This window comes from Pedobacter montanisoli, assembly GCF_022809115.1.
Taxonomy (GTDB): domain Bacteria; phylum Bacteroidota; class Bacteroidia; order Sphingobacteriales; family Sphingobacteriaceae; genus Pedobacter; species Pedobacter montanisoli.
In genome coordinates this window covers 1630639-1642449 of sequence record NZ_JALGBH010000001.1, presented here as the reverse complement: position 1 = coordinate 1642449, position 11811 = coordinate 1630639, and the positions used below count along the sequence as shown (strand labels likewise).

Genomic DNA, 11811 nt, shown 5'->3' with positions numbered 1-11811 from the left:
AAGATAAAAAATTTTACTTAAACTTTTGCGCAAACTCCAATAAGGTTTGCTTTCCTAAAGCCTCAACCAAAGCCTTTTCTGCATCCCTATACAAAGTATCGAGATGTGTATTAATTTGCTTTCCTACTAAACAGTTTGGATTGGGTTGTTGTTTACTTCCTAAAATAGCTGTTTCTCTTATGCTACTATAGATTTGAGACAATATAATATCCTGAGGGTTTTTCGCTAAACTTACTCCGCCATGTTTTCCCTCCTTACTTTGAACAAAACCTTTTTGCTTTAAACCTTGTAAGGCTTTACGTACCATTGCAGCATTGATATTGATACTGCCTGCAATATATTCTGATGACAACAGCTCACCTTGGTTTTTAGTTAACAAAACCAGTATATGTAAGGCAATGGCAAATCTTCCGTTATTCATTCTGTATCAAAAAATATTACAGTTCAAAAGTAACAAACAATAATTAATCTTAAAAATCAATCAGACAATTCATTTTAAATATGATAATAGATTGACCTTAACTATTTTAAACTCTATCTTTGCAAAAGTTAACCCTACAACATTCAAATTGAAGAAGATCTTTAAAATTACTGGCATAACACTGGTTTCTATTCTGGCCTTATTATTCCTTATTCCTCTCTTAATTCCTCAAACGGTAAATCAAAAAATTACCAGTCTCATTAATAAAAACATTAAGGGCGAGGTTGCATTTAAAAGTACAAGTCTGTCTTTTTTTAGCCATTTCCCTTCCCTTACTCTAAACTTAAACTCATTTTTGCTCAAGGGTTCTGAACCCTTTAAAAATGATACTTTATTGTATGCCGAACAATTATCATTAGGTGTGGACTTGTTTTCTTTATTTGGCAAGCAGATTAAAGTGGACAAATTCTATATAGACAATGGCAAGATCAATATATTGGCCGACTCTGCCGGAAGGGCAAATTATAATGTTTACGAAAGCAAGCCAGCAACAGATAAACCTGCTGATACAAGCAGCACAGCTTTAAAGATCAGTGGTATTTATATCAAGAATACCAATCTGCTTTACCATGATAAATCTATACCCATGCTGATTAAGGCAGAAGAGCTCAATTATAGTGGAACAGGTGACTTAAGCCATGCTATATTTGATCTAAAAAGTAGGTTAAAGATAAAAAGTGCAAATATCTATTACGCAAACACACCTTATTTATTAAACAAGAAACTTAACGCTAAACTCGTTACCAAAATAAATACAAATTCTCTTGACCTTATTTTTGACGAGAACAATCTCCGTATCAATGATTTACCTATTCAATTTGTAGGTAGATTCTCTTTCTTAAAAGATGGATATGACTTGGATTTCAGGACCAAAGCTAAAGAGACCGATTTGCAAGGAATTTTTTCAGCTCTTCCACCTGAAATTGCCGATCGTATGGAGCGCACAAAAATTAAAGGATATGGAGAAATAGATGCAGCTTTAATTGGAAAATACATGGCCCACAATCACACCATGCCTTCTTTAACTTTTAATATGAAGATCAGGGATGGAGAAATCACCAATCCAAATACTCCACAAACCATTAAGAACCTATTCCTTAACCTGCATACCTCTCTGCCAGGGCTTAATCCGGATAGTTTAAATGTAAACATGGATAGTTTGTTCTTTAATATTGATAAAGACTTTTTTGCTTCGGTAACCAAGATAAAGGGTTTAAAAGAACCTGAGATTTATACCCGAACCCGTTCTAACATTAACCTCGAAAACTGGGCTAAAATCATCAATTTAGACAGCGTAGTTATGAAAGGTAAATTGGTTATGAACATCAACGCTGACGGAAAATTCAGTAGAAAAATTATTAAAAGTGGCATAAGAAAAACAGATACTGTTATCGCAACTGTACCTCGCTTTGATGCAGGCATAACATTAACTAACGGGTATTTCAAATATGCCGCTCTGCCATCTGCCATTGATAAAATCAGTTTTAATTTTACAGGTCATAATAATGACGGGGACTATAAAAACACGGTATTAGCCTTTAACGATGTAGATATTAATGCAATGTCTAATTATATAAAAGGGCACGCCCGTTTACAAACCATTAATAACTTTACCATAGACGCAGGATTAAAAACTGTAATCAATTTTGCCGAGATCAAAAATTTCTACCCGATTAAAGACCTGGTTTTAAAAGGGAAACTATCTATAGATCTAAATAGTAAAGGTTCTTATAACAAATCAAAAAAGCAATTTCCTGTAACTACAACCTCGGTTAAACTGGACGAAGGCTACATTAAAACTGCTAATTTTAGTGAAGCCCTTGAAAAAATCAATATAGATGCCATGATCGTAAACACAGATGGCACACTTAAAGGCACTACCTTAAATATTAAACCTATTTCATTTGAAATGGCCAATCAGCCTTTCTTATTAAAAGCACAGGTTAACAATCTCGACAATGTTTCATATGATATTGCTTCGAGAGGTAGTCTGGATCTTGAAAAGATCTATAAAGTATTTGCGGTTAAGGGTTATCAGGTTAAAGGCTTTATTTATACTAATTTTTCATTAAAGGGTATCCAAAGCGATGCCATGGCAGGTAGGTATAACAGGTTAAACAATAGTGGTATTATGCGCATTAAAGACCTGGATATTAATACAGATATTTTCCCGAAAAGTTTTATGATCAGCAGTGGGAAATTTTCTTTTACACCTTCTGTTCTAAAATTTGACGAATTTAAAGCTTCATATGGCTCATCAGATTTCAATCTTAATGGCGACCTGAATAATTACATCAACTATGTATTTGATGATAAAGAGAAGCTCAAAGGAAAGTTTGTGTTGAACAGCAATAAGCTCGTAGCTGATGAATTTATGGTCTTTGCCGATGGTAATGACACACAAGCGAATAAATCGAGTACCAAAGGTGTAATATTGGTCCCTAGCAACTTAGATATTATTTTCCAAGCAAATGCAAAACAGGTTCTTTATAATGGCTTAAATATTAAAAATGCCAAAGGAAATATGCAAGTTAGCAATGGCAGCATAAATCTTAAAGAAACAGGTTTCGAATTAGCAGGCGCAACTGTTAATATGAGCGCAATGTATAAAAGTATGTCTCCATTAACGGCTATGTTTGATTTTAAACTTGCCGCAGAAAACTTTGATATTTCAAGAGCATACAAAGAGATACAGCTCTTCAGAGACATGGTTTCATCTGCCTCTAATGTTAAGGGCTTAGTTGGACTGAATTATCAGTTAAGTGGTAAATTAAATGATGAAATGTACCCTATTTTTCCTTCTATTAAAGGTGAAGGTGTTTTAACTCTGAAAGACGTTAAACTTGCTGGATTTAAGATGATGAATGCCGTGAGTAAAACAACTGGCAGAGACAGTTTAAATAATCCTCATTTAAAAGATATAGAAGTAAAATCTACTATTAAGAATAATGTCATCACTATAGAACGCACCAAAATGAAAATAGCCGGTTTCAGACCGCGTTTTGAAGGGCAGGTAAGTTTTGATGGCAAAATAAATTTAAGTGGCAGATTAGGTTTGCCTCCATTCGGCATTATTGGTATTCCTTTAAGCGTAACCGGTACACAGGAAAAGCCCGTGGTTAAATTAAAACGTAATAAAGAAGGTAAGCTGGAAGAAACAGAAGAGAGCAATTAAAAATTGCCCTCTTCCTGAAAATAACTATTACTTTACTATTTTATTATTTTTATAAAACATTAAAGTCAGCTCAAATAATCGGTTATTTAGAAATGAGAGCAGGTTACTAAACCGCTTTATTATTTCCGCCGATCTCTTAGTTATAGACTCAATCATCAATAACTAACTACATTCTAATTTAAGCAAAAATGTTACAAAATCAAATACCAATTAGTAGGTATTTTGAAAAAACAAAAAATCAGTTTTAGATACCCCCTTATTCTCTTTTACGGTTCATAAAAAAGCCCCCGATTTTTAATCGGAGGCTATCAGAGAATACATTTTTATTTAACTCATTTTAAGCTTTTTCTGTATGTCATTAACATAAGCTTTAAACTTCTTGTCTGTTTCAATTAAGTCTTCTACCGTTTGACAAGCATAGATTACTGTTGAGTGATCTCGGCCTCCAAAAAATGCACCAATGGTTTTTAACGAAGATTTGGTATGGCTTTTAGATAAATACATAGAGATTTGACGTGCCTGTACAATCTCTCGCTTACGGGTTTGCGATTTCACCATTTCTACCGGAACTTCAAAGTACTCGCAAACCAATTTTTGGATATACTCCATTGATATCTCTTTGGATGTATTTTTAATAAAATTCTTAAGCATCTGTTTAGCTAACGCTAAATCGATGTCTTTCTTATTTAAAGTTGACTGTGCAAGTAAAGAAACCATTGCACCTTCAAGCTCTCTTACGTTATTGTCTATGTTGTGCGCAACATATTCTATTACTTCTCCTGGTAATTCTATACCATCGGCATACATTTTCTTTTTAAGAATGGCTACCCTGGTTTCAAGATCAGGCACCTGTAAATCTGCCGATAATCCCCATTTGAATCTGCTCAATAAACGTTCTTCTAACCCGGCTAAATCTCTAGGAGCTTTATCAGATGTTAAAATAATCTGCTTACCTGATTGGTGTAAATGGTTAAAGATATGGAAGAAAATATCCTGCGTTTTTTCTTTTCCGGCAAAATTATGTACATCGTCCATAATGATCACATCCATTGCCTGGTAGAAATTAACAAAATCGTTAATCGTATTATTCTTTAATGAGTCTACAAACTGCTGGCAAAATTTCTCACACGAAACATAAATAACCAGTTTATCTGGCAGGTTACGTTTAATCTCGTTACCTATAGCCTGAGCCAAGTGTGTTTTACCCAAACCCACGCCACCATATATCATTAAAGGATTAAAAGAAGTACCTCCCGGTTTTGCAGCCACAGCATAACCAGCTGATCTGGCTAAACGGTTGCAATCTCCTTCAATGTAATTATCAAAAGTATAATTAGGATTTAACTGAGGATCTACGTTCAGTTTTTTAAGGCCCGGTATAATGAACGGGTTTTTAATATCTTTATTAATGGCTACCGGAATAGGCATAGACTGATTTTTAGCTTCTGCTCCATTTCCGTTTGACGGCATGTTAGTGGTGTAAGGAGATCCTGTACTTGAAGAGTTATCGACTACGATATTGTATTCTAAACGTCCCTCCTCGCCCAATTGCTTTTTTACTGTTTTTCTTAACAGCCCAACGTAGTGCTCTTCTAACCATTCATAAAAGAATAAACTTGGTACCTGGATGGTTAAAACTTTACCTTCTAATTTTAAAGCTGATATCGGCTCAAACCAAGTTTTAAAACTTTGGTTCGGGATATTGTCTTTAATGATTTGGAGGCAATTATTCCATACTTCTGTACAAGTTTTTTCCATAGTAATTATTATAATTTATTGGTTTTCAGTCCTAAGAAGCGGCACTTATTAGAGCGCTTTTGCGAACTCGAATATTCAAAAAATTATCCACAAAAAAAATAAAATTTAGAATTAATTTGTAACTACTTAACCAGCAATATCATAATAGGCTTAACCTAAATTTTTAATGTGGATAACTATTTTTTAACATTAATTTTAATACTCTCCAAACACTTCCCTCATCGTATCTGCTATTTCACCAAGCGTAGCGTAGGTCTCTACCGCAACCAAAATAAAAGGCATTAGATTTTGATCAGATTTTGCAGCATTTTTCAACTGTTGCAATGCTTTATCCACTTCTTCGTTATTACGTTCAGTTCTTAAATTGATTAATTTCTGTACCTGTACCTGTCTAATAGAATCATCTATTTTCAGCACATCATTTAATTCCTCTTTCTCCTGAACGAATTTATTTACACCTACAATAATTCGTTCTGCATTTTCAATCTCTTTCTGATACTGATAAGATGAGTTGGCTATTTCCTGTTGTATATATCCGTTTTCTATTGCTGTAACAGAGCCACCCATCACATCTATTTTATCCATATATATATTAGCAGCCTGCTCTATCTGATCTGTCAGCTCTTCAACAAAATAAGAACCAGCTAAAGGATCAACAGTTTCTGTCACGCCGGTCTCAAAAGCAATAATCTGTTGCGTACGTAAAGCGATTTTTGCTGCCGCCTCTGTAGGCAAGGATAAAGCCTCATCGTAACCATTGGTATGCAAAGACTGTGTACCTCCCAAAACTGCAGCCAAAGCCTGGTTCGATACTCTCACTACATTATTTAAAGGTTGTTGTGCTGTAAGAGTAGATCCGCCAGTTTGCGTATGAAAACGCAACATCATAGCTTTTGGATCGGTAGCGCCTAATGACTTGGTAATATTCGCCCACATTCTGCGGGCAGCTCTGAACTTGGCTATTTCTTCGAAGAAATTATTATGACAGTTAAAGAAAAAGGATAGCCTTTTTGCAAATACATTAATATCAAGTCCTTTTTCTAATGCTGCTTTTAAATAAGCTTTACCATTAGATAGAGTAAATGCCAGTTCTTGCACAGCTGTTGAGCCCGCCTCTCTGATATGATAACCTGATATAGATATGGTATTCCATTTTGGCAATTCTTTACTACAGTATTCAAATATATCTGTAATGATACGCATAGAAGGCTTTGGCGGATAGATATAAGTACCACGAGCCGCATACTCTTTTAATATATCATTTTGTATTGTCCCAGAAATTTGCTGCAAGTCTGCTCCCTGCTTTTTGGCTAAAGCAATATACATTGCTAATAAAATAGAAGCTGTAGCATTTATCGTCATAGAGGTGGTTATCTTTTGCAGCTCGATTCCATCAAAAAGAATTTCCATATCTTTTAATGAATCTATAGCTACACCCACTTTTCCCACCTCACCTTCAGCCATCTGGTGATCTGAATCATAACCTATTTGTGTAGGCAGGTCAAAGGCAACCGAAAGCCCCATGGTCCCCTGTGCCAAAAGATAATGATACCGTTTATTAGATTCTTCTGCCGTTGAGAAACCGGCATATTGACGCATCGTCCACAAACGTCCACGATACATATCTTTTTGTATTCCCCGCGTAAACGGAAATTGTCCTGGCAACTCCTTGTTCTCTTTCTCAAAAGTATATACAGGTTTTATTTCAATACCTGATGTAGTTTTTATTTCTTTCTCTGTCATTCTCTAATATGTTTAGAACATTTTAGCCACGTCTTTTCTCAACATGCTCAATGTAAGTTCATAGGGGTTTTCATCAATATTGCTCATATGCTGGAGTATCCTTTTACTCATATCTACCCCACTTTTGTCGTCAGCCAAACCATGAATAGCATTGTTGATCATCGCAATGGTATCATCTTTCAGTTTTCTTATCACATTCCATGTAGTTGCGTCAATGTAAAGCTGTTGAGTTATATTGTGTTGATATTCTGCATTGATCTCATTTAACGCCACAGCTTGTAAAGTAGTCATGTCTATACCCTGTTGATGTAGTCTTATTAACAAATTAGCTGGATTGATTCTGTCTACAAATATGGTTAAACGCTCATAGGCTTGTAAGCGTAAAGATAATAGAGTTTGGTGGTCTTTGTTTTGGTTTTTATCTGCTTTTAATTTAAAGTAATCCTGAAGATCTCCTTTAATTAATAAATACCCCATATAGACTGTAAAAGATCCACCTAATGCTATGGCTACAATCTGTAATATAAGCTGATTAAGATTCATTGAATTTGTTTATTTACCGTAATATTAATAAAGCTAGGGACAAAAATGTACATAAATATTTATATTTGTTAATCGTAAATAGAAATAAAATGAGTAACTCAGTTGATACCACATTTGCACCAGTAACTTTTACAGAAGGGGCTATAAAAGAGTTAAAAAAGTTAAGGAGCCAACAAGAAATTGCTGACAACTTTGGACTACGTGTCGGAGTTGAAGGCGGAGGTTGCTCGGGAATGAACTATGTTTTAGGTTTTGACCAAAAAAAAGACGGAGATCAGGAATATATCATTGATGATATTAAGGTTTTTATGCATAAAGCCCACCAGATGTACCTGCTTGGAATGCAAATTGATTGGCAAGATGGCTTAAATTCTAGGGGATTTACTTTTAATAACCCTAATGCAGCGAGTACATGTGGTTGTGGAACCAGTTTCTCTGTTTAAAAATAATTTGTAACATTTAATCAAGTCTCGTTGTCTTAACAACGAGACTTTTTATTTTTACAATAAATTGAATAGCCTCTTTAACTCATGAATTATACCGAAAACGTAAGATTAGCATTTCAGTCTATAAAGAGTAACCGTTTGCGTACTATGCTTACCGCATTGATCATTGCAATTGGTTTATCAGCATTGGTAGGCATTTTAACAACTATTGCCGCCATAGAAAAGAAAATGACTGATGCGTTTTCTAGTATGGGAGCCAATTCATTTACAATCAGAAACCGCGGAACAGGTATCAGAATTGGTGGCCCCGGACAACGTCCCAAGAGTTATAAACCGATAAGATATGAAGATGCGCTGAAGTTCAAAGAACGTCTTAATACGCCTGCAAAAGTTTCTATAAGTGTATTTGCCAGTGGTGGTTCTACGGTAAAGTATGGTGATGAGAAAACCAATCCTAACACCAATATACAAGGCATTGACGAAAATGGATTAAATGCTCAAGGGCTTGAACTTGCAGAAGGCCGCAGCTTTAATGCAAGCGAAGCACTTAACGGACCGAATATCTGTATTATAGGTGGTGAAATTGCTAAAACCTTATTTAAGGGCGAGAGTGCTGTAGATAAAATAATTGCAGCCGGGAATAACCGCTTAAGGATAATTGGTGTTCTGGCTACCAAAGGTTCGAGCATGGGAGGAAGTGTTGACAGGGCCGTATATGTGCCTCTTTTCAAGGCAAAACTTATCAATGCAAATGCCAACCCATCTTATACCATTACGGTAATGTCGCCGAGCAGTGATATTATAGACAATATTATAGGCGAAGCAACTTCTACTTTTAGGAGTATAAGAAAAATCAAAGTAGGCGAAACCAATAATTTTGAGATTACAAAAAGTGATGCCATTGCACAAACGCTGATAGAAAACCTCCAGGTAGTGGTAATTGGTGGTGTTGTTATAGGCGTAATCACCTTATTGGGTGCATCTATTGCGCTAATGAATATCATGCTGGTATCTGTAACAGAACGTACAAGAGAAATTGGCGTTAGAAAAGCGATAGGCGCTAAACCTTCTGTAGTTAGAAAACAGTTTTTAATTGAAGCAATTGTAATCTGTCTTTTGGGAGGTGCATTTGGTATTCTTTTGGGCATTGGTATAGGCAACCTCATTTCCATGTTTATGGGTGGAGGTTTTATCATTCCATGGAAGTTTATTATCGGCGGATTTATCCTTTGTGTAATTGTAGGTATCGTATCTGGTTATTATCCTGCAAAAAAAGCTTCAAAATTAGATCCAGTAGAGGCTTTGCGCTACGAGTAATCAATAGCTATAGCAATATATTGCTTAACTGTGAGCTATTGATCAGCTTAGCTACATGCGGAGAAAACAGACTGGCTTTTAATGCATCTGCATGACGGGTATGGTGCATATCGCTCCCTAAAAAATCTATACAGTTATGATCAACCAGTTCTTCTGCTATCTTTTTACTTCCCTTTCCATAATAACCTGTTAAAGCTATGGTGTTGAGCTGAAACAAGCATCCTCTTTCTTTAATCTGCAGATAGTTCTCTATAGATCCATGATAAAAAGAATACCTTTCGGGATGTGCCAGAACGGGGTAAAAGCCTGCATCCTGTATCTTAAACAGAATATCAGTTAAATTAGATGGCGGATTGATATACGACAATTCGAAAAGCAGGTAATTATTTCCAAAGCTTAATATTTCTTTACGAGCGAGTTTATTAAGAAAAGCCTCGTCCAGGTAATATTCAGCCGCCGCATCTACTTCCAAATCAATATTATTAGCTTGCAAGGCCTCTCTCAATCTATCTAAGCCACGGTTGATGGTATCGGGCGTATTACGATAGAAATCTGCCATAATATGCGGTGTTGCAATAAGTTTACGGTAACCTAAGTCTATAAATCTTTTAGCCAGTTCAATAGAATCATGAATATCTTTAGCTCCATCATCTATGCCCGGGATAATATGCGAATGCATATCTGTACGAATAGTGCTAAAGTCTATCTCTGGTTCTTTAGGTTTTTTCTTAAATAGATTAAACAACACGTATTTATTTTAATATCAAATTTCTTTGGGAAGTTTCAATTCTTTAGCCGTAAAGGCTGCATCACTTTGGTATATATGTTCCAAAAGTTCATTAAAGTCTCCCGTCAGATCAAATCTCAAATCCTCATGGAGTTTCACAAATTTTTTATGAATATTCAAAACTGATTTTACTACATAACTAGCCAATGTTTGTTCATAATTTCTGGCAGAAGAAAAAAGTTTGAATTTAAATTTTAACGGAGCATGCTTTAAAACCTGAAGTTTTAGTCTAATTTCTTCAAAATCTGATTTGGTAACTTTTGCAAAATGATTGATTTCTTTATTGAGTTTACGCAGGCTCAACAGCACATCTTTTGCCGTTAACTTCGGTTGTGTACGTAGAGCTTCACATACATCCTTAATTTCTGCTTCCAAATGTCCAACCCTTTCTTCCAGATTACTTTCATCTTCTAAAAGCATGAAATGGAGCCGTTCTGTAAGCACTTTATCTTTGGCAACCAGTCTCAACAAAAGCTTATCCTTCTCCTTTACAGGTAAAGATAAAATAGCTTGTTTCAGTTCCTGATGCTCACTAAGTTTCATTTTAAAAAGGATTTTCCTTCAGATATTTTTCCCATCTCCAGGCAGAAGCCATCATTTCATTCAAGTCTAATTCTGTTTGCCAGCCCAAAACCTGTTTTGATTTGGTTACATCTCCGTAAATCTTTTCAATATCTCCTTCTCTGCGTGGTGCAATCTGGTAATTCAGCTTTTCTCCTGTTGATTGTTCAAAAGCATTGATGATTTCCAATACAGAAGAGCCTTTACCCGTCCCTAAATTAAATACATCATAGCCTTCAACTTTTCCTTCTTCCAATCGTTTAATTGCAGCAACATGGGCTTTAGCTAGATCAACAACGTGGATATAATCTCTTATGGCCGAACCATCAGGTGTATTGTAATCATCACCAAAAACCTTTATCGGACCTCTTTTACCGATGGCCGATTGTGTTATGAATGGTACCAGATTTTGGGGAACTCCGTTAGGCAACTCTCCAATTAAGGCACTGGCATGTGCTCCCACCGGATTAAAGTAGCGTAAAGCAATTACATTTAAACCTTTCGTTGCTTTAGCCGTTTCTACCAAAATCTCTTCGGCAATTTGTTTAGTGTTCCCGTAAGGTGATTCTGCTTTTTTAACAGGGTTATGCTCTGTTACAGGTAAAGTATCTGGCTGTCCATATACAGTACATGATGATGAAAACACAAAATTGGTTTGAGGATACGCAACCAGCAGATTAATAAGGCTGTAAAAGTTATTTTTATAATATTTTAAAGGTTGTTCAACAGATTCGCCTACGGCCTTATATGCTGCAAAATGAATAATACCGTTAATATCCTGGTTATTCTTTGCGAATTCATCAACCGCTCTACTATCTTGTAAATCCAGTTCTACAAACTCGTGTCTTTTGCCTGTTATTTTATATAGCTGATCTAATATTCTGATATTCGAATTAGACAAGTTATCTACAATTAGCACCTCATAACCTGCATTGTACAATTCAACAACCGTATGAGACCCAATATAACCAATGCCTCCTGTTACCAATATTTTTTTCAT

10 protein-coding genes are annotated in these 11811 nt (G+C 35.5%); 3 read left to right on the top strand and 7 right to left on the bottom strand.

The features are described 5' to 3' along the window. Positions 1-13 precede the first annotated feature (13 nt). Entirely contained in the window at positions 14-421 is a 408-nt protein-coding gene (locus tag MMF97_RS07290) for an RrF2 family transcriptional regulator (RefSeq protein WP_243361002.1), read from the bottom strand. Between the two features lie 148 nt (positions 422-569). Between MMF97_RS07290 and MMF97_RS07285 the strand changes: the two genes are divergently transcribed. Further along, the gene (locus MMF97_RS07285) at positions 570-3656 is read left to right on the top strand and encodes an AsmA family protein (RefSeq protein ID WP_243361000.1); all 3087 of its coding nucleotides are present in this window, start codon (positions 570-572) and stop codon (positions 3654-3656) included. 327 nt (positions 3657-3983) lie between these two features. Here the strand turns inward: MMF97_RS07285 and dnaA are convergent, their stop codons facing one another. The 3 genes from dnaA to MMF97_RS07270 form a co-directional block, all read right to left on the bottom strand. Further along, positions 3984-5414, bottom strand: coding sequence for a chromosomal replication initiator protein DnaA (gene dnaA, locus MMF97_RS07280; protein WP_243360998.1), 1431 nt, complete (start codon positions 5412-5414; stop codon positions 3984-3986). A 195-nt stretch (positions 5415-5609) separates the two neighbouring features. Then, the gene (locus MMF97_RS07275; protein WP_243360997.1) at positions 5610-7157 is read right to left on the bottom strand and encodes an acyl-CoA mutase large subunit family protein; all 1548 of its coding nucleotides are present in this window, start codon (positions 7155-7157) and stop codon (positions 5610-5612) included. 12 nt (positions 7158-7169) lie between these two features. Then, the gene (locus MMF97_RS07270) at positions 7170-7700 is read right to left on the bottom strand and encodes a DUF7935 family protein (protein ID WP_243360995.1); all 531 of its coding nucleotides are present in this window, start codon (positions 7698-7700) and stop codon (positions 7170-7172) included. 89 nt (positions 7701-7789) lie between these two features. Between MMF97_RS07270 and MMF97_RS07265 the strand changes: the two genes are divergently transcribed. Both MMF97_RS07265 and MMF97_RS07260 read left to right on the top strand, forming a co-directional pair. After that, complete coding sequence (locus MMF97_RS07265; RefSeq protein WP_243360992.1) at positions 7790-8143, top strand: HesB/IscA family protein; 354 nt, start codon at positions 7790-7792, stop codon at positions 8141-8143. Between the two features lie 87 nt (positions 8144-8230). Next, positions 8231-9463, top strand: coding sequence for an ABC transporter permease (locus MMF97_RS07260; protein ID WP_243360990.1), 1233 nt, complete (start codon positions 8231-8233; stop codon positions 9461-9463). Between the two features lie 7 nt (positions 9464-9470). On the opposite strand, the gene MMF97_RS07255 is transcribed toward MMF97_RS07260, so the two are convergent. From MMF97_RS07255 to galE, 3 genes are read right to left on the bottom strand one after another with little or no spacing between them, the layout of a single operon-like run. After that, positions 9471-10211, bottom strand: a complete 741-nt coding sequence (locus MMF97_RS07255) for a tyrosine-protein phosphatase (protein WP_243360989.1) — start codon at positions 10209-10211, stop codon at positions 9471-9473. A 15-nt stretch (positions 10212-10226) separates the two neighbouring features. Further along, positions 10227-10793 (bottom strand): hypothetical protein, encoded by a 567-nt coding sequence (locus MMF97_RS07250; RefSeq protein ID WP_243360987.1) that lies wholly within the window; start codon positions 10791-10793, stop codon positions 10227-10229. 1 nt (position 10794) lies between these two features. After that, entirely contained in the window at positions 10795-11811 is a 1017-nt protein-coding gene (galE, locus tag MMF97_RS07245) for a UDP-glucose 4-epimerase GalE (RefSeq protein ID WP_243360986.1), read from the bottom strand.

Excerpts from the sequence above, each read along its gene's own strand:
- MMF97_RS07290 (WP_243361002.1), bottom strand. The coding sequence starts at position 421 with ATGAATAACGGAAGATTTGCCATTGCCTTACATATACTGGTTTTGTTA.
- dnaA (WP_243360998.1), bottom strand. The coding sequence starts at position 5,414 with ATGGAAAAAACTTGTACAGAAGTATGGAATAATTGCCTCCAAATCATT.
- MMF97_RS07275 (WP_243360997.1), bottom strand. The coding sequence starts at position 7,157 with ATGACAGAGAAAGAAATAAAAACTACATCAGGTATTGAAATAAAACCT.
- MMF97_RS07270 (WP_243360995.1), bottom strand. The coding sequence starts at position 7,700 with ATGAATCTTAATCAGCTTATATTACAGATTGTAGCCATAGCATTAGGT.
- MMF97_RS07265 (WP_243360992.1), top strand. The coding sequence starts at position 7,790 with ATGAGTAACTCAGTTGATACCACATTTGCACCAGTAACTTTTACAGAA.
- MMF97_RS07260 (WP_243360990.1), top strand. The coding sequence starts at position 8,231 with ATGAATTATACCGAAAACGTAAGATTAGCATTTCAGTCTATAAAGAGT.
- MMF97_RS07250 (WP_243360987.1), bottom strand. The coding sequence starts at position 10,793 with ATGAAACTTAGTGAGCATCAGGAACTGAAACAAGCTATTTTATCTTTA.
- galE (WP_243360986.1), bottom strand. The coding sequence starts at position 11,811 with ATGAAAAAAATATTGGTAACAGGAGGCATTGGTTATATTGGGTCTCAT.